This is a genomic window from Flavobacterium cheniae (assembly GCF_004363695.1).
GTDB lineage: Bacteria > Bacteroidota > Bacteroidia > Flavobacteriales > Flavobacteriaceae > Flavobacterium > Flavobacterium cheniae.
The window spans coordinates 611,851-631,489 of sequence record NZ_SNZC01000002.1; the positions used below are offsets into that span (position 1 = coordinate 611,851).

At 30.9% G+C, this 19,639-nt stretch carries 20 protein-coding genes and 1 tRNA gene; 11 read left to right on the forward strand and 10 right to left on the reverse strand.

The features are described from left to right. Positions 1-21: 21 nt before the first annotated feature. A complete protein-coding gene (locus tag C8D80_RS07815; RefSeq protein ID WP_133609078.1) occupies positions 22-228 on the forward strand; it encodes a Sec-independent protein translocase subunit TatA/TatB in 207 nt (68 codons plus the stop codon). A 65-nt stretch (positions 229-293) separates the two neighbouring features. On the opposite strand, the gene C8D80_RS07820 is transcribed toward C8D80_RS07815, so the two are convergent. Beyond that, positions 294-2,420 carry a Tex family protein gene (locus C8D80_RS07820; RefSeq protein ID WP_133609080.1) on the reverse strand — a complete coding sequence of 709 codons (2,127 nt, stop codon included), beginning with the start codon at positions 2,418-2,420 and terminating at the stop codon, positions 294-296. Positions 2,421-2,501: 81 nt separating this feature from the next. Here C8D80_RS07820 and C8D80_RS07825 point away from each other — a divergent pair, with 81 nt between their 5' ends. Beyond that, positions 2,502-2,747: a DUF1294 domain-containing protein gene (locus C8D80_RS07825; RefSeq protein WP_242004829.1), complete on the forward strand. Its 246-nt coding sequence runs from the start codon at positions 2,502-2,504 to the stop codon at positions 2,745-2,747. Here the strand turns inward: C8D80_RS07825 and C8D80_RS07830 are convergent. The 3 genes from C8D80_RS07830 to C8D80_RS07840 form a co-directional block, all read right to left on the reverse strand. Continuing rightward, a complete protein-coding gene (locus tag C8D80_RS07830) occupies positions 2,712-3,545 on the reverse strand; it encodes an NAD(P)H-hydrate dehydratase (RefSeq protein WP_133609084.1) in 834 nt (277 codons plus the stop codon). The genes C8D80_RS07825 and C8D80_RS07830 overlap by 36 nt on opposite strands. Positions 3,546-3,569: 24 nt before the next feature. After that, positions 3,570-4,001, reverse strand: coding sequence for a ribose 5-phosphate isomerase B (gene rpiB, locus C8D80_RS07835; protein WP_111566511.1), 432 nt, complete (start codon positions 3,999-4,001; stop codon positions 3,570-3,572). Between the two features lie 623 nt (positions 4,002-4,624). After that, on the reverse strand, positions 4,625-4,864 hold the full coding sequence (locus C8D80_RS07840) for a hypothetical protein (protein ID WP_026725428.1): 240 nt from the start codon (positions 4,862-4,864) through the stop codon (positions 4,625-4,627). Between the two features lie 116 nt (positions 4,865-4,980). Between C8D80_RS07840 and rnr the strand changes: the two genes are divergently transcribed. The 4 genes from rnr (at position 4,981) to C8D80_RS07860 (ending at position 9,574) form a co-directional block, all read left to right on the forward strand. Further along, positions 4,981-7,158: a ribonuclease R gene (gene rnr / locus C8D80_RS07845; RefSeq protein ID WP_133609086.1), complete on the forward strand. Its 2,178-nt coding sequence runs from the start codon at positions 4,981-4,983 to the stop codon at positions 7,156-7,158. A 343-nt stretch (positions 7,159-7,501) separates the two neighbouring features. Continuing rightward, a complete protein-coding gene (locus C8D80_RS07850; RefSeq protein ID WP_133609089.1) occupies positions 7,502-8,170 on the forward strand; it encodes a head GIN domain-containing protein in 669 nt (222 codons plus the stop codon). Between the two features lie 49 nt (positions 8,171-8,219). Next, entirely contained in the window at positions 8,220-8,915 is a 696-nt protein-coding gene (locus C8D80_RS07855) for a LysE family translocator (protein WP_133609091.1), read from the forward strand. A gap of 17 nt (positions 8,916-8,932) precedes the next feature. Next, positions 8,933-9,574: a GldM family protein gene (locus tag C8D80_RS07860; protein WP_133609093.1), complete on the forward strand. Its 642-nt coding sequence runs from the start codon at positions 8,933-8,935 to the stop codon at positions 9,572-9,574. A gap of 293 nt (positions 9,575-9,867) precedes the next feature. Here the strand turns inward: C8D80_RS07860 and C8D80_RS07865 are convergent. Further along, positions 9,868-9,938 (reverse strand) — tRNA-Cys (locus C8D80_RS07865). A 113-nt stretch (positions 9,939-10,051) separates the two neighbouring features. On the opposite strand from C8D80_RS07865, the gene C8D80_RS07870 reads away from it, so the two are divergent. After that, positions 10,052-11,992, forward strand: a complete 1,941-nt coding sequence (locus C8D80_RS07870; RefSeq protein WP_242004828.1) for an LTA synthase family protein — start codon at positions 10,052-10,054, stop codon at positions 11,990-11,992. A gap of 13 nt (positions 11,993-12,005) precedes the next feature. On the opposite strand, the gene folB is transcribed toward C8D80_RS07870, so the two are convergent. After that, positions 12,006-12,365 (reverse strand): dihydroneopterin aldolase, encoded by a 360-nt coding sequence (folB, locus tag C8D80_RS07875; RefSeq protein ID WP_133609095.1) that lies wholly within the window; start codon positions 12,363-12,365, stop codon positions 12,006-12,008. A 97-nt stretch (positions 12,366-12,462) separates the two neighbouring features. Here folB and C8D80_RS07880 point away from each other — a divergent pair, with 97 nt between their 5' ends. Then, positions 12,463-14,145 (forward strand): glutamine--tRNA ligase/YqeY domain fusion protein, encoded by a 1,683-nt coding sequence (locus C8D80_RS07880; RefSeq protein WP_133609096.1) that lies wholly within the window; start codon positions 12,463-12,465, stop codon positions 14,143-14,145. A 429-nt stretch (positions 14,146-14,574) separates the two neighbouring features. Here the strand turns inward: C8D80_RS07880 and C8D80_RS07885 are convergent, their stop codons facing one another. From C8D80_RS07885 to C8D80_RS07895, 3 genes are all read right to left on the reverse strand, one after another. Continuing rightward, positions 14,575-14,769 (reverse strand): hypothetical protein, encoded by a 195-nt coding sequence (locus tag C8D80_RS07885; RefSeq protein WP_133609098.1) that lies wholly within the window; start codon positions 14,767-14,769, stop codon positions 14,575-14,577. 29 nt (positions 14,770-14,798) lie between these two features. Next, a complete protein-coding gene (locus C8D80_RS12810; RefSeq protein WP_133609100.1) occupies positions 14,799-14,984 on the reverse strand; it encodes a Thivi_2564 family membrane protein in 186 nt (61 codons plus the stop codon). A 195-nt stretch (positions 14,985-15,179) separates the two neighbouring features. Next, entirely contained in the window at positions 15,180-16,154 is a 975-nt protein-coding gene (locus tag C8D80_RS07895; RefSeq protein WP_133609102.1) for an SPFH domain-containing protein, read from the reverse strand. A 98-nt stretch (positions 16,155-16,252) separates the two neighbouring features. Here C8D80_RS07895 and C8D80_RS07900 point away from each other — a divergent pair, with 98 nt between their 5' ends. The 3 genes from C8D80_RS07900 to C8D80_RS07910 all read left to right on the forward strand — a co-directional run bounded on the left by C8D80_RS07900 (position 16,253) and on the right by C8D80_RS07910 (position 18,019). After that, positions 16,253-16,900 carry a PorT family protein gene (locus tag C8D80_RS07900; protein ID WP_133609103.1) on the forward strand — a complete coding sequence of 216 codons (648 nt, stop codon included), beginning with the start codon at positions 16,253-16,255 and terminating at the stop codon, positions 16,898-16,900. Between the two features lie 78 nt (positions 16,901-16,978). Then, on the forward strand, positions 16,979-17,638 hold the full coding sequence (locus tag C8D80_RS07905) for a hypothetical protein (RefSeq protein WP_133609105.1): 660 nt from the start codon (positions 16,979-16,981) through the stop codon (positions 17,636-17,638). 12 nt (positions 17,639-17,650) lie between these two features. Then, positions 17,651-18,019, forward strand: a complete 369-nt coding sequence (locus C8D80_RS07910; RefSeq protein ID WP_133609107.1) for a hypothetical protein — start codon at positions 17,651-17,653, stop codon at positions 18,017-18,019. A 32-nt stretch (positions 18,020-18,051) separates the two neighbouring features. On the opposite strand, the gene gltX is transcribed toward C8D80_RS07910, so the two are convergent. Continuing rightward, a complete protein-coding gene (gene gltX, locus C8D80_RS07915) occupies positions 18,052-19,548 on the reverse strand; it encodes a glutamate--tRNA ligase (RefSeq protein WP_133609109.1) in 1,497 nt (498 codons plus the stop codon). Positions 19,549-19,639: the final 91 nt, after the last annotated feature.

Genomic DNA, 19,639 nt, shown 5'->3' on the forward strand with positions numbered 1-19,639 from the left:
GTACTTTAAAATACTAAAATCATGAATGCTTTAACCATATTTTTGGGAGTAATAGGCCCTATGCAAGTAATATTAATTATCGCTATTGTAGTTTTACTTTTTGGTGGTAAAAAAATTCCAGAATTGATGAAAGGAATTGGAACAGGTATTAAAGAATTTAAAAACGCTGCCAAAGACGACCAACCAGCAAATTCTAAAAAAGAAGAAGAAACTAAAGAAAAAGAATAAGTTTTTATTTAGTTCGAATATAATAAATCCCAAACTCTAAATTTAGAATTTGGGATTTTTTGTTTTTATAAAATCATCGTCAACTGAATTCTCTTTCTCGCTTCGTCTACCTCAACGACTTTTACTTGTACATGTTGGTGCATTTTTACTACTTCGTTTACATCGGAAACATAACCTTCTTTTAGTTGCGAAATGTGAACCAAACCACTTTCTTTGATGCCAACATCAACAAAACAACCAAAAGCGGTAATGTTATTTACGATTCCAGGTAAAATCATACCAATACGTAAATCTTTTATGGTTTTTACATTCGGGTCAAATTCGAAAATTTTTGCGGCTTTTCTTGGGTCTAATCCTGGTTTTTCTAGCTCTTTTAAAATATCTTTTAAGGTTAAAATTCCGATTTCTGCTGTGATGTAATTTTCTGGTTTTATCTGCGCGATTTTTTCTTTATTAGCAATTAATTCATTGGTTTTGATACCCAAATCTTTTGCCATTTTTTCCACAATAGGATAAGCTTCTGGATGCACAGCTGAATTATCCAACGGATTTTTTCCATCGCGAATTCTAATAAAAGCTGCGGCTTGTTGGTACGCTTTTTCACCTAAACGTGGTACTTTTTTCAGTTGCTTTCTATCTTCAAAAGGGCCATTTTCTGAACGATAGGTAATAATATTTTCAGCCATTTTTTCACCAATTCCTGAAACATAACTCAGCAACGATTTACTAGCAGTGTTGATATTAATTCCAACAGAATTCACACAACTCATTACCGTGCTATCTAATGCTGATTGTAATTTGGTTTGGTCCACATCATGTTGATATTGTCCAACTCCGATTGATTTTGGATCGATTTTTACCAATTCTGCCAATGGATCAGAAAGTCGTCTTCCAATCGAAACCGAACCACGAACCGTTACATCGTAATTAGAAAACTCTTCACGCGCAATTTTACTCGCAGAATACACCGATGCTCCTGCTTCTGAAACTACAAAAACTTGAACAGGTTTATCAAAAGCGATTTTTTTAATGAAAAATTCAGTTTCACGAGAAGCGGTTCCGTTTCCAATAGAAATCGCTTCAATGTTATAGGCATTCACCATCGAACGAATTTTTTTCATCGCCATAGCGGTATCGTTTTGTGGTGCGTGTGGATAAATAGTTTCGTTGTTTAACAAATCACCTTTCTCATCCAAACAAACCACTTTACAACCAGTTCTATATCCTGGGTCGATGGCTAAAATTCGTTTTTCTCCTAATGGTGGCGCTAACAACAACTGACGTAAATTTTCAGAAAACACATCAATTGCTTTTATGTCGGCTTTGGCTTTTGCCTCTTGTAAGGTTTCATTAGAAATAGCGGGTTCTAACAAACGTTTGTAGCTGTCTTTAATCGCTAATTCTAAATGAGAAGTTGTATCAGAATTTTTATTTTTGATAATGTTTTCTTCGATGAAATCTAAAGCTTCTTCTTTTTCAACAGCGACATTTAACTTCACAAAACCTTCAGCTTCGGCACGCAACATGGCTAATAAACGATGCGATGGCGCTTTAGAAATCGGTTCTGCCCAATCAAAATATTGGGAGAATTTTTGAGCTCCTTCGTCGTCTTTTTTGGTTTTAACGACTTTGGTTGTGATTTCGGCTTTTCGTTGGAACAAGCGACGTAAATTTTTACGAATAAAGATGTTTTCGTTAATCCATTCGGCAATAATATCGCGAGCGCCTTGTAAGGCTTCGTCTTCGTTTTTAACGTTTGCATTCAAATATTTCGAGGCTAAAAACTCAATATCATCATTTTTTTGACTCATGATAATTTTTGCCAATGGTTCTAATCCGTTTTCACGAGCGACATCGGCTTTGGTTTTTTTCTTCTTTTTGTAAGGCAAATAAAAATCTTCCAATTCTTGTAAATCGAAACTGTTTTCAATTTTGGATTTCAATTCAGGCGAAAGTGCATTTTGTTCTTCAATCGATTTTAAAATGCTTTCTTTACGCTTGATGATTTCGTCAAATTGTTTGTTTAATTTCGAAATCGCTTCGATTTGCACCTCATCTAAATTTCCGGTTTGGTCTTTTCGGTAACGCGAAATAAACGGAATCGTACAATCTTCTAAAAGTAATTTTATAGTAGCTTCAATGCTTTTTGGAGCAATGTTGGTTTGGTTTTGAATGAATTGAATGTTAGTCATTGTAAATAAAAATTGAACTGCTAAAATACTATCTTTGGACAAAATTATTAGCTTTTGGAAGTACTATTTATTTATTTAATTGTGATTAACAGCCTCTGTTTTTTAACTTTTGGCTACGATAAATGGCGAGCTAAAAACAATAAAAGACGCATTTCGGAATTCAATTTGCTTTTGTTAACTGGAATTGGCGGAACTATTGGTGGAATTTTAAGCATGTATCTTTTCAAACACAAAACCAATAAATTTTCTTTTATTTTGAGTTTCTACGCAATTGCGATACTTCAGGTTGTTTTATTGTATTTTGGAATTCAAATGTTTAAAAGCTAATCCGATATTTTCAATAACATCAGTTATTAACATACTTTCTTCACTTTGCGTTTCAAGTGTAATATCAGCAGCCAATCCATGAAGATAAACACCTAATTTAGTCGCTTCCAAAGTAGTATAACCTTGCGCTAAAAAAGAAGTAATCATTCCAGTTAACGCATCTCCAGAACCACCTTTTGCTAAACCTGAATTTCCTGTAGTGTTTTCAAAAGTGTGAATTCCGTCAGTGATAAACGTTTTGTGTCCTTTTAAAACGATTACACAATTTAAAGCTGCCGCTTTTTGAATCGCTATACTTCTTCTTTCGGATTCAGAATCATGTTCGCCAAATAATCGGTCAAATTCTTTTGGATGTGGCGTTAGCACAAATGGAAAATTAAAATTATTCCAATCGATTTTATAATTTGCAATTAAATTCAAAGCGTCGGCATCAAAAACAACCGGAAGTTTATTTTCGTACAACTGGTAAATGTATTGTAGACTGATTTCATCAACTCCAATTCCGGGACCAATTCCAATAGCTTGATAAGGTGATAAATCATTCATCACACAAGAATTGGCATACATCGCTTCGGGAATCGAATTGAAAAGAACACTTTTGTTTTCGGGATAAAAAGCTACTGTTAATAAACCAACTCCAGAACGCAAGCAAGCTTTTGAAGCAATAATAGCAGCTCCCATTTTATTTGAACTACCTGCAATTAACAAAGCATGACCATGCGTTCCTTTGTTAGAATCACATGGTCGTTTTTTATAAGTGTTTTTAATACAATTCAAATCTATTTTTAGGAGTTCCATTTGAATTGATTTTAAGATTATTGATTATTTACAAGCAATTTTTTTCACGCGATTTCCGTGTCTTCCTCCTTCAAATGGTGTATTTAAAAACGTATCTACCATTTCAATAGCTTGCTGAATAGAAGTATAACGTGCTGGAATACTGATAATATTAGCATCGTTATGTTGGCGAGCTAAAGCGGCAATTTCTTTTGTCCAACAAAGTGCACAACGAATGTCTTGGTGTTTGTTAGCTGTCATCGCAATTCCATTTCCTGAACCGCAAATTACAATTCCTAAGTCCGCTTTTTTTGATTCCACATCATAGGCTACTGGATGACCAAAATCAGGATAATCAACACTATCAAAAGTATCAGTTCCGTGATTAAAAATGGTATGTCCTTTTTCTTCTAAATATTGAACAATAGCTTTTTTATAATCTGGACCAGCGTGGTCGTTTCCAATTGAAATTTTCATAAGTTGTTGTGTGTTTTGTATATGCAAAAATACTAAAGATAAAGGAGTAATAATAATATGATTTGGATTTTGATATTTTTTTAAACAAATCCTTTAAAATCAATGAATTATATAAGAAAGTAAACTAAAAATTACACATTGTTAACTTCTTTACGTAAATCCTTGATAATCAGTTAACCTTAATTTAACAATAATTGTTAACAACTTTGGATAGAAATTTAGAAGTTTTTTTAGGTTGTAAAGAAAAAATTTGTAATCAAAAACCGGAATTAAAAATCCTAATTTAGTTTCACGAATTTTTAGAAAAGTTATCAATAGAAAAAAATCAGTTTTCAACAGAAATCAACAATTGAAGTTATTTACAAAACGAATATAAAATCTATTTTCAACAACTGTTGATAACTACAAAAGAAAGAATTTAGAAGGTCTTATTTTCAGTTCTTTACTAAATTTTTAAATTGTTAATTACGTTGTATAAGTAACGATAACTTTTAAAAACTACTTCTGTAAAAAAACTTATTCCACATATTAACACGCTATAATAACCATCATAAATTTAAATTTAATTAAAAATATTTTTTGTTGTATTTAATAAATGTTGAAAACTTTCAGCTTTTAAAAAATTAAACAATTTTTAAATGATCGTCTTCGTTTAGTTTTTTTAGAATTTCTTTTACGGTTGCTTCATCGTTTGGATGTACTTTTAATTTGATTCCACCATAAGCAATTGTAGCAAATGGATCGATTCCAACGATAGTTTCGTTTTCAAAAAAGTAAGCAATACCTTCTTGCTCTAATAAATTTTTAATAATTAAAGTTTCGTGTTGGTAGTTAAAAACAGCAACGGTTACAAAATTTTCCATCTGAATTGATTTACATTATAAAGTTACGATAAGTTATTTTTATATTAAAACTGAAATACATTTTCGTTTTACATTGTTGTATTTTGTAACTTTAACCAATAATTGAAAATGATACAATGAGTAAGAAACCAAAAAAATTAGGAAATAAACCAAAAGATTTTACTGCACAAATATTTAAAATACTTTCAAGAGAACCTTCTAAATCTTTTAATTACAAGCAAATAGCTGCTGTTTTAGAGTTAAGCGATACCAAAAGCCGAAACGAAATAATTAGAGATTTAAAAATACTAAAAGCACAAGATAAAATTCACGAAACGGAAATTGGAAAATATCAAATTATTTCCAAAGCCGAATATTACGAAGGAGTTATTGATATGACGTCTCGTAAAACAGGATATTTTGTTTGTGATGAATTAGAAGACGATGTTTTTGTTCCGTTTATTAACTTAAATCATGCGTTAGACGGTGATAAAGTGAAAGCTTATATTTACAATAGAAGAAGTTCACGTAAACCAGAAGCAGAAGTTTTAGAAATTTTAGAACGTAAAAAATCAGAATTTGTTGGGGTTATTGATATTCAAAAAAACTTTGCTTTCGTAACAACAGCTAATGCTAAAATGTATACCGATATTTTCATCCCAAAAAATAAAATTGGTGATGCAGAACATGGAGATGTGGTTTTAGTAACCTTAGAAGATTGGCCAAAAAAAGCCGATTCTCCTTTTGGTTCTGTTATAAAAGTTTTAGGAAAACCAGGCGAACACAACACCGAAATTCATGCGATTTTAGCTGAATATGGTTTACCATACGATTTTCCAATTGAAGTAGAAGCGTATGCGAATAAAATAGATACTTCAATAACTGAAGAGGAAATTAAAAAACGTCGCGATATGCGTGACGTTTTAACCTTTACGATTGACCCAAAAGATGCTAAAGATTTTGATGACGCGTTATCGTTTCAAGTCTTAGAAAATGGAAATTACGAAATTGGTGTTCATATTGCTGATGTTTCGCATTATTTACAAGAAGGAACTATTTTAGATGATGAAGCTTATAAAAGAGCAACTTCTGTGTATTTGGTAGATAGAGTAGTTCCAATGTTACCAGAAGTGTTATCTAACTTTGCTTGTTCACTTCGTCCTCATGAAGAAAAATATACGTTTTCAGCGGTTTTTCAATTGAATAATAAAGCAGAAGTTTTAGACGCATGGTTTGGACGAACAGTAACGTATTCTGATCAACGTTTTGCGTATGAAGAAGCTCAGAGTATCATCGAAACAAAATCAGACGTTATTCCAGCCGAAATTTCATTAACTGGAAGCGAATACATCGTTCCAAAACCAATAGTTGACGCTACTTTAAAAATGGATGAATTAGCTAAAATTCTTCGAAGAAAAAGAATGGCAGCTGGAGCGATTTCGTTTGATAAAGTAGAAGTAAAATTCAATTTAAATGAAGAAGCGGAACCAATTGGAGTTTACTTCAAACAAAGTAAAGATGCCAATCATTTGATTGAAGAATTCATGTTGTTAGCGAATAGAAAAGTAGCAGAATTCATTGGGAAACAAAAGAAAACCTTTATTTACAGAATTCACGATGAACCAAATGAAGATAAATTAATCAATCTTCAAACCGTGATTGCTAAGTTTGGTTATTCGATAAATTTCCGTTCTAAAAAAGATATTTCAAGTTCGTTGAATAATTTACTTTCGGAAGTTGTGGGTAAAAAAGAACAAAATTTGGTAGATACGCTTACAATTCGAAGTATGAGCAAAGCAGCTTATTCAACTGAAAATATTGGTCACTACGGATTAGCATTTGATTATTACAGTCATTTTACATCGCCAATTCGTCGTTATCCTGATGTTATGGCACACCGTTTGTTACAATTTTACATAGATGGCGGAAAAAGTGTAAGTGAAGAAGAATACGAAGAAAAATGTGTGCATTCTTCACAAATGGAAGGTTTAGCCGCTCAAGCCGAAAGAGATTCTGTGAAATACATGCAAGTAAAATACATGCAAGATCATAAAGACGAAGAGTTTTTAGGTGTAATTTCTGGAGTAACCGAATGGGGAATTTATGTAGAAATCATCGAAAATAAATGCGAAGGAATGGTTAGAATTCGTGAAATAAAAGATGATTATTACACTTTTGATGACAAACAATATGCGTTAGTTGGTGAAGTTTCTAAAAACATTTTACAATTAGGAGACGAAATTTACGTTAAAGTAAAAAATGCCGATTTAGTGAAGAAACAATTGGATTTTCATTATTTGAGAAAGAGAGAGTAATTAAGTGATTAGTTAGAAACAAAGTTGTCATTTCGACGCAAGGAGAAATCTCATAATTAAGATGAAAGTAATAGAATTTATAAAAAATAATATTTCAGTTTTTAGTGTTTTAGGAATTATATTAGTTTTCATTTTTTTTAAGATTTACTTTTTCTATGAAAAGAAAGGAACTCAACAAGATATTATTTTAGTTTATAATATTTTATTGATTCCATTATCACTTTTTACTTTTATACTTGATTTATTATTTAAAATTATAATTAAAAATAGAATCATAATGAATATAATACAAATGTTAATAATCATATTGACATTAATGTATTTTAAAAAATATATTTAAAAAATGAAAAAAATAGTTTACAGTTTATTATTAATTAGTTCGATAGCTTTTGCCCAAACTGAAAAAAACGTAGGTGATTTTACCAAAGTAACCGCATTTGATAAAATTGATGTCAACTTAGTAGCTTCATCTGAAAATAAAATCGTTTTAACTGGAGCTAATTCGCAAGAAGTAGAAGTAGTAAATAAAAATGGTGAATTAAAAATCAGAATGCCGTTAACAAAAATGTTAAGTGGCGACGATGTTTCCGCTACGGTTTATTACAAAAAATTAGATGCTGTAGAAGCTAATGAAGGAAGTAGAATTGCTTCAAAAGATGAAATTTCTGCCATTAATTTTGACATCATTTGTAAAGAAGGCTCTGAAGTAAAACTAACTAATTTACAAGCCGATAGATTACAAGTTCGTGTTTCGCAAGGAAGTATTGTAACTACAAAAGGAACGGTAAAAAATCAAGATATTTTATCCAATTCTGGAGGAAAATACGATGGTCAAGATTGTAAAACACAACAAACCGTCGTAACTGTAAATGCTGGTGGAATGGCAAATGTATATGCAACTGATTTAGTGGATGCTAAAACAAGAGCAGGTGGTGAAATCACTATTTATGGGAAACCAAAACAAATCAACGAAAAGAAAATAGCCGGAGGAACTATCGAACAAGCGAAATAATTTGATAATAATTCCTTAACTTCGTAGTTCCAACTTTTAATTTCGTACTTTGTTCTTACACGATATACTTACCGCAATTCCTTGGGGACTTTTGTTAGCTTTTTCAATTGGTCCTGGTTTTTTTGTTTTACTTGAAACTAGTATTACAAAAGGTTTTAGAGCGGCTTTTACTTTTGATTTAGGAATTGTTTTTAGTGATATTATTTTTATTTTAATTGCTTATTTAAGTACCAATCAACTTTTAGAACAATTAAAAGATAATCCTACTTTATTTGTTATTGGCGGAATTATCATGTTGGCTTACGGATTAATTTCGTTTATTCAACTCAAAAGAAATTTCAAAAAACAAACTGAAATTGAACAAGACGACGATAATATTCCAAAGAAAAATTACTTTGCTCTGTTCTTCAAAGGGTTTTTATTGAATTTCATTAACATTGGAGTATTGGGTTTTTGGATGATGATTATCATTACATACGGACCACAAATGGAAATGAATACTTCACGAATTTCCGTTTTTTTCGCTGCAATTTTAGTGTTTTATTTGGCTTTCGATGTAGCTAAAATATTGTTAGCAAAGCAATTGAAACACAAATTAATTCCTGCTAATATCTACAAAATCAAACGAGTGATTAGTATGGTAATTTTAATTTTTGGTTTGTTTTTTATCCTACAAGGTTTCTTCCCAAAAGAAAAAGAAATGATAACTAATAAGCTATTACCAGATACTACAGTTTCTGAATAATTTCAAAAATTCATACTATGAAAAAGCTTCTATTATTTCTATTTATAATTAGTTTTCATAGTTATGCTCAAGATACTATTCCAGCTTCAAAAAGTGTAATTGCTTTAGACAAAATGAACGTCGTTTACCGTGGTGTTGAAAATCATTTATCAATTGCCGTAAATGGAGCAAAATCATCTCTTATTTATGGAAATGGTGTTTCTAAAAATAAAGAAGGAAAATATGTTATTCGCCCAGGTTCAGGTAATGAAACCAAAGTATTTGTTGAAATAGAAAATTTTGATGGTTCAAAAGTTGTTGAAGAGCATATTTATAAAATTGTAAACATTCCTATGCATCAAACAACAATTAATGGTGATTATTCAACTTTTAGATCTTCTTTAGAATTTAAAATAGAAGAGTTAATAGATGCAGAAATTGGAGTAAAATTTATAGATTGTTTTTTTATCAATTGTGAAGTAACTCAATTTAATTTGAAAGTAGGAAGTTATCCAACAATTATTATAAGTGGAAATAAATTAACTCCAGAAGCGCTAAAATTAATTAAAAAAGCAAGAAAAAAAGATGTAGTTTTAATAAATCAAATAAAAGGAGAATATAATGGATTTGATGGTTTAATCAAAACCCCTCGTCCTATTGTTTTTAAAATTATTAAATAAAAAACTGCCTAATTTCTATAAGGTTTTAGAGAGGCATCTCACGGATTCGATATATCTTTAATTAATTTTTTCTAAAAATTATCCCATAAAAAAACCTCCTGATTTCTTAGAAGGTTTTAGAGGCATCTCCCGGATTCGATATATCTTTAATTAATTTTTTCTAAAAATTATTCCATAAAAAAACCTCCAAATTTCTTAGAAGGTTTTTGAGGCATCGCCCGGAATATCTTTAATTAATTTTTTTTAAAAATTAAAACAAAAAAAAAGAGCTACTATTTCTAGTAACTCTTTAGAGGCATCGCCCGGATTCGAACCGGGGTAGACGGTTTTGCAGACCGCTGCCTAGCCGCTCGGCCACGACGCCATTATTTGAACGGACTGCAAATTTACATTTTATTTCTTCGAAACCAAAAAAAATATTAAGTAAATATTAAGCGCTATTATTTATCTGCGATACTTGTTTCTAATACCTTTGAAATGAAATCAATAGATAAAATAATGCGAAAATTACTTTTTTTACGTCCAGTTCTTAATTTTATAGCAATCGGATTATTCATTTTATCAGTAAACAGATTCTTTTTATTCCTAATTTTTAATGAAAGAGTTCTTGAAACACCAAATTATTTTCAATTATTTACCATCGGACTTCGTTTTGATCTTATTCTACTTTGCTATTTAAGTTTTCTTCCATTTGTACTCTTAACTGTCTTACCAAACACTATTTTAAATAGAATAAAGAAGTTCTTTAACTTTTACTTCATTTTCTTCTTGTTCCTAATTCTATTAATGGAGTTAGCCACTTTAGATTTTATCAACCAATACGATACGCGACCAAATCGTTTGTTTTTAGATTATTTAATTTATCCCAAAGAAGTCGTTGGAACTTTAATTAAAAGCTATTTACCTTCTTTAATTATCACTACAATTTTATTAGGAATTGCATTGTTTTATGCCTTTAAGTATGGAAAAAAAGTATTTTATCCTATCGAGAGTAACTATAAAACCAAGTTGCTTTTATTTCCAGTAGTTGCGTTTTTATTATTTTTTGGAGCTAGAGGTAGTTTAACTTCAAAACGTCCAATCAACGGAAGTAACGCTATATTTTGTTCGGATCAAATGACGAACTCATTAGGTTTAAATTCCTTTTATACAGTAGCTTTTGCAGCGTATTCAATGAAGAATGAAGGTGATGTTAAGAAGTACGGTAGAATGGATGAATTAGAAGCCTATTCTCGTGTAAAAAAGTATATGGATGTTACCGAATTTATTCCAGGAGAAGTACCTTTTTTACATCTTCAAAAACCTGATGTTTCGCAACCAAAATATAATGTAGTTATTCTTTTAGAAGAAAGTTTAGGCGCTGAATATGTTGGTAGTTTACACGGTTTAAAACTTACTCCAGAATTTGATAAATTAACTAAAGAAGGGGTATTATTTACTAAATTATATTGTACCGGAACTCGAAGTGTAAGAGGAATCGAAGCTGTAACTTCTGGGTTTTTACCAAATCCTTCCGAAAGTATTGTTAAGTTAAGTGGTTCACAACAAGGTTTTTTTACATTGGCAGATGCTTTTGGTCGTCAAAATTATGATACGAGTTTTATTTATGGTGGAATGGCAAATTTTGATAATATGGCGTCTTTTTTTAACGGAAATGGATTCAAAAATATTATCGATGAAACCGATTTTGATTCTGATGGAAAAAAACACGCCATGAAAGGAACTTGGGGATATTCGGATGAAGATTTAGCAGTAAAAGCTAATGAATATTTTAAAAGTTTAGGAAATAAATCGTTCTTTTCTTTGTTATTTTCAACTTCAAATCACGAACCATTTGAATTCCCTGATGGTAGAATAAAGCTTTTCGATAAAAAGAAAAATACCGTAAATAATGCCATGAAATATGCCGATTTTTCTATTGGTAAATTTTTCGAATTAGCTAAAAAAGAATCGTATTACAAGAACACTATTTTTGTAGTTATTGCAGATCATAACACTAGAACTTACGGTAAAAATTTAGTTCCAGTAAATAAATTTCATATTCCTGCTTTGATCATTGCTCCAAATGTTGATAAAGGAATTACCTATGATAATTTGGCAAGTCAAATGGATATTCCATCAACGGTTTTAGCTTTATCTGGTATCATTACTAAATCACCAATGCCTGGAAGAAATTTACTAAAATTACCAAAAGGAACAAAAGGAAGAACCATTATGTTATTCCATGAAACGTATGCATTTAGAGTTGAAGATGATATTGTTATCTTAAATCCAAACGCAAAACCATTACAGTTTAAAGTAAAAAGTGATACTGAATTAATTCCGGTTGCTTTAAATGAAGAATTAGCCAAAGATGCGCTAGCTCATATTGTTGCATCGAGTAATATGTACAAGAAAAGAGTTTATAAAATAGATTAAAAAAATGGAAGAGTTAATTTCTAAACTCTTCCATTTCTATTGTAACCGCTTCTACATCGCCACCAATTGGAGGATTCAATTTAGAAACTGCTAATTTTATTCGAGAAATCGAAGGAATTTCCGCAAAACATCTAGTGATAATACGTTGGGCAACATGTTCTAATAATTTAGAACGAATCGCCATTTCTTCTACCACAATTTTATTTAATAATACATAATCAACCGTATCTTCTAATTCATCGGTTTGAGATGATTTACGTAAATCGGTTTTTATTTCTAAATCTACACGGTAGTCAGAACCTATTTTTCCTTCTTCAATTAAGCATCCGTGATAGGAATACGTGCGAATATTTTGTAATTTAATAGTTCCCATTTTTTCTTTTATTATATACCAAATTTACCAATTTTTAGCCATTTTTAAGGTATTAAACCATGAAACTTTATATATCTTTGCATAAATTTTTGATACTATGTCAACAGAAGAAAAATCATTGAATTTTATAGAACAAATCATTGAAGAAGATTTAAAAAATGGTTTGTCAGCAGATAAATTACGTTTTCGTTTTCCACCAGAACCAAATGGGTATTTGCATGTAGGTCATGCTAGTGCAATTTGCTTAAATTTTGGTTTAGGAATCGATTACAAAGCACCAGTAAATCTTCGTTTCGACGATACCAATCCATCTAAAGAAGAGCAAGAATATGTTGATGCAATTAAGCGCGATGTAGAATGGCTAGGTTTTAAATGGGATAAAGAATGTTATGCTTCTGATTATTTCCAACAATTATACGATTGGGCAGTGGAATTAATCAAAAAAGATAAAGCGTATGTGGATAGCCAAACTTCGGAAGAAATGGCGCAACAAAAAGGAACTCCTACGCAACCAGGAACCGATTCTCCTTACAGAAATCGTTCAATCGAAGAGAATTTGGATTTATTCACACGTATGAAAAACGGAGAATTCGAAAAAGGAACTCACGTTTTACGTGCTAAAATTTCGATGGGTGCTAACAATATGTTGATGCGTGATCCTATTATTTACCGCATTATGCACGCACATCACCATAGAACAGGAAACGATTGGTGTATCTATCCAATGTACGACTGGGCACATGGTGAAAGTGATTATTTAGAGCAAATTTCACATTCATTTTGTACGTTAGAATTCTTGCCTCACCGTGAGTTATATGATTGGTTTTTGAATCAAATTTATGACCCAGCAAAGGTGCGACCAAAGCAAAGAGAATTTGCTCGTAGAAATTTATCACATACAGTTGTTTCTAAACGTAAATTATTACAATTAGTTGAAGAAAAGCACGTTACAGGTTGGGATGACCCTCGTATGAGTACGATTTCTGGAATGAGAAGACGTGGTTATACACCAAATTCTATTGTAAATTTTGCTAACACAATCGGTATTGCAAAACGCGATAATTTGATTGATGTTTCGCTTTTAGAATTCTGTGTTCGTGAAGATTTGAACAAAGTTGCACCTCGTGTAATGGCAGTTTTAGATCCAGTAAAATTAGTAATTACGAATTATCCTGAAGGACAAGAAGAGTGGTTAGAAGCTGAAAATAATCCGGAAGAAGAAGTAATGACCTACAGAAAAGTGCCATTTTCTAAAGAATTATATATTGAAAGAGAAGATTTTCAAGAAGAAGCACATAAGAAATTTTTCCGATTAACTTTAGGAACTGAAGTTCGTTTAAAAAATGCGTATATCATTAAAGGTGAATCAGTTGTAAAAGACGAAAACGGAAAAATCACAGAAATTCACGTTACTTACGACGTAGATTCTAAATCAGGAAGTGGAACAGAAGCAAGTCAAAGAAAAGTAAAAGGAACTATTCATTGGGTTTCTATTCCTCATGCAAAAGAAGCAGAAGTTCGTGTCTATGATCGATTATTTACCAATGAAAGTCCAGATAAAGACAAAGAAGTTGATTTTAAAGAATTTATCAATCCAAATTCATTAAAAGTAATTACAGGTTATGTGGAACCAAGTTTAGTTACTTCAAAAGAATTAGAGCATTTCCAATTTCAACGTTTAGGATATTTCTGTGTAGATAGAGATTCAACAGCTGAAAAATTAGTTTTCAACAAAACGGTTGGACTTAGAGATACTTGGGCAAAAATTTCTGAACAATAAAATTTCAATAATTGTCACATCGAGCGAAGTCGAGATGTTTTCATATAAATAATAAAACCTGCAAAATTTTCATTGCAGGTTTTTTATTTCACTTTCATTAAAATATAACTAATACTGATTTGAAATTTATTTTCAATTAGTTTTTACTATTATTATTAAAATCTATCAAAAATTAATTTTTAATAATTAAAAACTTAAAAAGTGACTTTCATAAATGAATTGTAAGAAAAAAACTTTTTTAGGTAAAGTGTTTTTACATCTTTATTGGTGAAAACATCAGAAATCGCCTTATTTTAATTTTTGACTCTTTTTCCCTTGATTTTCGACTTTTTAATCAGATAAATTATTTTTCACCAAATTTTTATCATCGATGATAAAAAAGTTATTCTTGTAAAATTACAGTTGTCTTACTTTTGAATCAAAAATATATTACGCTTCATCTTTTGTTGTACGAACAAGATTGATTCCCGAAATAAAAAATACAAGACCCAAAATTCCATAGGTTGCAAGCATTTTAATATTTTGTGTAGTTCCGCCACTATTTACAAATAGATAAGCAGCATAGATAAGCCCAACAATTCCAAGTATAGTAAGTACGGCGCCAAAAATTCTTTTGAGATTCATATGATATTATTTATTGAATTTAGAAATAGTTATACTTGTATGCTGGTAAGTTTGCTTAAAAGCCCAAAAGCCTTCAGCACCCAAACAACAACAACAATTAAAACAATAATGTTGACAATTTTTTTAATCTTGCCATCCATTGGAATGTAATTGTTTACTAACCAAAGCAGGAACCCAACAATAACAAGGACGATTAAAATATTGACTAATGGCATGATTTTTTTGGATTAATTATGTACTTACAAAATTCAATTATTTATGAATCAATTAATTACACAATTTTATTATTTTCTTATATATTTCACACCTAATTAATTTTTAATAATCACATAAAAAAAACCACCAATTAAAAATTGATGGTTTTCGTTTTTCATGCTATCCCGAAGTTTCGGGATTAGTTCAGCATTTATTTATACTTCTTCAGATTCTCCTTCTGTTCCAAATTCGTCTTTTTGATGTTTCTTAGCAACTTTTTTGATGTTTCCTTTTTTCATCATTTCGCCTACTTGGTTTGATGCACTAAATGAAGCCACCATGTTGTTTAACATGTCACTTCCAGCTTGAGGTGAGTTTGGTAATAAAATTAAATTACTATTTGCATCTGCACCGATCGCTTGTAAAGTATCGTAATGTTGCGTTACAACAATTAAAGCCGAAGCTTCTTGAGAATTAATTCCCACTTTGTTTAACACATCAACTGATTCTACTAAACCACGAGCAATTTCTCTTCTTTGGTCAGCAATACCTTGACCTTGAAGTCTTTTACTTTCAGCTTCTGCTTTTGCTTTGGCAACAATTCTGATTCTTCCTGCTTCTGCTTCATATTCTGCAGCAGTTTTTTCACGGTCAGCCGCGTTAATACGGTTCATCGCATTTTTAACTTGAATATCTGGATCAATATCCGTAATTAACGTATTGATAATGTCATAACCATAAGTTGTCATCGCTTCGTTTAACTCACGTTTTACCGCAACTGCAATATCATCTTTACGCTCAAAAACGTCGTCTAATTTTAATTTTGGAACTTCAGCACGCACAACGTCAAATACATAAGACGTAATTTGATCGTGTGGATATTCTAATTTATAAAACGCTTCGTATGCTTTTTCTTGTAATACTTTAAACTGAACCGAAACTTTCATTTTAACGAATACGTTATCTTTTGTTTTGGTTTCGATGATAACATCTAATTGTTGAATTCTTAGATTAACGCGACCCGCAATTCTATCCACAACTGGAATTTTTAAATGTAAACCAGAATTTCTCAAACTAAGAAATTTTCCAAAACGTTCCACAACAACAACTGTTTGTTGTTTTACAGTGAAGAAAGAAGATAAAAGGACAATTAATCCAACGAAAATAAGAGGGAACATGATAAACTCCATGATTTTATAGTTTTAGTTATACCTATTATACGCTTTTTAAAGTAAAAAGTTACAAAAACCAATTTTTAAGTTTACTTTTGGCGCTTAAATTTTTACAGATGAAGAAATTAGCTTTCGTTTTCCTTATGATTTCAACAGTTGCAATGGCGCAACGTGGTTTTAAAGACAGTAACAGAATTGGTATTGGTGCAGGTTTAACCCAATTGAATATTTATACAGATAATTTTACAGTAACTCCAGAAAGCGGTTGGATTGGTGGTTTAAGTGTTAGAGGAAACTATTATAACAACTGGCAAATGAGTTTTGGGATGTTTTTTACCGATAGTAATTTCTCTATTCCAACACTAAAAGGATTGCAACAAACGCAAACGAATTTTAAAATGTCGGCGGTTCAAATTTATATTGTACCAAGTTATGTGGCAATTGAAGACCATTTGAATTTAGAATTTGGTCCGGTTTTACAAGTAAATGGTAAATTAGGAATTGATAAAGATGACGAAAACAATTTATTGTTAGATCAACCCGGTTTAATTGCCAAAGACATTGTAGATGTTTCAAAAATTAACGCTAATTTCTACGTGGGAATTAACGGTGGAGTTAAAAATGTAAGAGCAAGAATAGGTTATCAATATGGTTTAACCAACTTCTTCGGCAACTTAAAAAACAACGACAACGTTAAGTTACTTGGCGAAAAAATGAAAGGAAATATAGGTTTGATTAGTGGTCAGATTACGATATATTTATAAAATACTTACAAAAAATAAAAAGCTAAAGCTCAAATATTTATATTTGAGCTTTCTTGTTTAACATCTAAATTACTATTTATGACAAAAATTAAGTTTTTATTTATTTTATTTCTGTTTTGTAGCATTCAATTGTATTCTCAGAGTGAGTATATAATTGATATAAAAGGAAATAAAATTATAATTGATGAAGGTTCATCGCAGATGACATCTGTTGGTAGTGAAAAAACGCCAAAAGTAACAACAACTATTTTTTATACTATTAAAGGTAAAAAGGAAACTATCGACCTTCTAGATATTAAAGAAGCCTCTTATGGAAGCTATAGAATCAATACATTTAAATTTGATTTAGAGTACGTTGATAAAGAATTACCTTATTTTACTTTAGCAGAACATAATGGTTTTAGATTAATTAGTTTACATAAAACAAAAATAAATTCATTTTCATTTATCATTGATAGTAATAATAAAATAATTGAAGACTTATCTTTGAAGAGTTATAAATATAAAGGTGATGAACTTGAGAATAGAGCAAGAGTAGATTCAAAAATCAGAGAATATTTTGGTAATTGCGAAGAATTAATCAGAAGATTGGATAGATATAAGTACAATAATTCAGTGATGACTTTCAAATCTAAGTTTGTTCAAAAGATGAGAAAGCCTAATGAAGTTAGTAAAAATGAAAATTACGAGAATCTAAATCTATTTTTTAATAACCCACTTTTTCAACAATGCCAATAAATATTTAATAATATGAAATTAAAATTTTTTTTATTATCAATTCTATTTTTGAGTTTTACAAATTGTTTTTCTCAAGAATTCACTGTTTTAGCAACTCACTATAAAGGACAAGGACTAGATACTGATTATCCTTTTAAAGGAACATTTATAATTAAAGATAGCTCACTTATATTGGACTGTGATCAATTTCATTTGGATGCACAAACAACTAAAGATAAAAGTGGTTTCATTACTTATCAATATGAAAATAGAGAGTATAAATTACAAATAATTGATAAAAAGGGTAATTATAATAAAATTTCTTATGATTTTATTTTGATAACCAAAACCGATGATATTGTTGGAGGCGAAGTTTCAACATATTATTGCAAAATTAAGTAACAAAAAAGCCCTGAATTTTCAGGGCTTTTCTTTTATAAACTAGCAATTGCTTTTTCTATTCTCTTCACCGTTTCGGCTTTTCCTATCATTTCGATGATGTCGAATAAATGAGGCCCTTTTAATGCTCCTACTAAACTCAATCGTAACGGTTGCATTACTTTCCCCATTCCAATTTCATTTGTTGTCATCCATTCTTTTAATAAGGTTTCGATGTTAACGGATTTAAAATCTTCTATTTTATTCAATTCAGAAATCACTTGTTGCATTAAACCTGGTGTTTCCTCTTTCCAGTTTTTAGCTGCTTTTTCATCGTATGATGTTGGAGCTTCAAAGAAATAATCGGCTAAATCCCAAAACTCATTTACAAAATGCGCTCTTTCTTTAATCATTCCCACAATCTTTGTCAAATCGAGAGAAGTTGAGATTCCTTTTTTATCTAAAATAGTTTTAAAGCTTTCCGCTAAACTTGCATCACTTTGCTTTTGTAAATACTGATGATTGAACCATTTGTTTTTCTCAGGGTCAAACTTCGCTCCTGCTTTGTGAATTCGGTTTAAATCAAATTTTTCTACCAATTCTTCTAACGAGAAAATCTCTTTTTCGGTTCCGTCATTCCAACCTAATAAAGCTAAAAAGTTGATCACCGCTTCTGGGAAAAATCCGTTTTCTCTATATCCTGATGATGTTCCTTCTTCTGTTTTCCATTCTAATGGAAATACTGGGAATCCCATTTTATCACCATCACGTTTTGATAATTTTCCGTTTCCAATTGGTTTTAAAATCAATGGTAAATGTGCAAATTCGGGTGCATTCCAACCAAAAGCTTTGTATAATAAAACGTGTAATGGCATCGATGGCAACCATTCTTCACCACGAATTACATGCGAAGTTTCCATCAAATGGTCATCCACAATATTCGCTAAATGATAGGTTGGCATTCCATCTGATTTGAACAAAACTTTATCGTCTAATAAATTCGTATCAAATTTAATATCGCCACGAATGATGTCTTTTAACTCTAAAATTTCATTCACCGGTGTTTTAAAACGGATCACATAATGTTCGCCATTTGCAATTCGTTCCGCTACTTTTTCACGTGAAACCGTCAACGAGTTATCCAATTGTTCTCTAACCGAATGATTATATATAAACGTTTTTCCATTAGCTTCTGCTTCTTTTCGCATCGCATCCAAACTCTCAGCCGTATCAAAAGCATAATACGCCCAACCTGAATTTATCAATTGGTCCGCATATTGTTGATACATCGCTTTGCGTTCGCTTTGACGATAAGGTCCGAATTTTTCATTCTTTCCAACGGTTTCTTCTGGTGCTATTCCTAACCATTCTAAAGCTTCAAAAATATAAGCTTCTGCTCCTGGAACAAAACGCGTTTGATCGGTATCTTCGATTCGTAAATAGAAAGTACCACCATGTTTTTTGGCAAATAAATAATTGAATAAAGCGGTACGAACACCACCAATATGCAAAGGTCCAGTTGGACTAGGTGCAAATCTTACTCTTACTGACATTTCATTAAATTTTGTGCAAAGATACGATTACAAATTAGAAGTAAGAATTTAGAATTTAGAAAATCTTATGGTTATTAACAATCCTATTCTG

Coding starts and splice junctions, on each gene's coding strand:
- C8D80_RS07815 (WP_133609078.1), top strand. CDS start 22: ATGAATGCTTTAACCATATTTTTGGGAGTAATAGGCCCTATGCAAGTA.
- C8D80_RS07820 (WP_133609080.1), bottom strand. CDS start 2,420: ATGACTAACATTCAATTCATTCAAAACCAAACCAACATTGCTCCAAAA.
- C8D80_RS07830 (WP_133609084.1), bottom strand. CDS start 3,545: ATGGAACTCCTAAAAATAGATTTGAATTGTATTAAAAACACTTATAAA.
- rpiB (WP_111566511.1), bottom strand. CDS start 4,001: ATGAAAATTTCAATTGGAAACGACCACGCTGGTCCAGATTATAAAAAA.
- C8D80_RS07840 (WP_026725428.1), bottom strand. CDS start 4,864: ATGGAAAATTTTGTAACCGTTGCTGTTTTTAACTACCAACACGAAACT.
- rnr (WP_133609086.1), top strand. CDS start 4,981: ATGAGTAAGAAACCAAAAAAATTAGGAAATAAACCAAAAGATTTTACT.
- C8D80_RS07850 (WP_133609089.1), top strand. CDS start 7,502: ATGAAAAAAATAGTTTACAGTTTATTATTAATTAGTTCGATAGCTTTT.
- C8D80_RS07860 (WP_133609093.1), top strand. CDS start 8,933: ATGAAAAAGCTTCTATTATTTCTATTTATAATTAGTTTTCATAGTTAT.
- C8D80_RS07870 (WP_242004828.1), top strand. CDS start 10,052: ATGAAATCAATAGATAAAATAATGCGAAAATTACTTTTTTTACGTCCA.
- folB (WP_133609095.1), bottom strand. CDS start 12,365: ATGGGAACTATTAAATTACAAAATATTCGCACGTATTCCTATCACGGA.
- C8D80_RS07880 (WP_133609096.1), top strand. CDS start 12,463: ATGTCAACAGAAGAAAAATCATTGAATTTTATAGAACAAATCATTGAA.
- C8D80_RS07885 (WP_133609098.1), bottom strand. CDS start 14,769: ATGAATCTCAAAAGAATTTTTGGCGCCGTACTTACTATACTTGGAATT.
- C8D80_RS12810 (WP_133609100.1), bottom strand. CDS start 14,984: ATGCCATTAGTCAATATTTTAATCGTCCTTGTTATTGTTGGGTTCCTG.
- C8D80_RS07895 (WP_133609102.1), bottom strand. CDS start 16,154: ATGGAGTTTATCATGTTCCCTCTTATTTTCGTTGGATTAATTGTCCTT.
- C8D80_RS07900 (WP_133609103.1), top strand. CDS start 16,253: ATGAAGAAATTAGCTTTCGTTTTCCTTATGATTTCAACAGTTGCAATG.
- C8D80_RS07905 (WP_133609105.1), top strand. CDS start 16,979: ATGACAAAAATTAAGTTTTTATTTATTTTATTTCTGTTTTGTAGCATT.
- C8D80_RS07910 (WP_133609107.1), top strand. CDS start 17,651: ATGAAATTAAAATTTTTTTTATTATCAATTCTATTTTTGAGTTTTACA.
- gltX (WP_133609109.1), bottom strand. CDS start 19,548: ATGTCAGTAAGAGTAAGATTTGCACCTAGTCCAACTGGACCTTTGCAT.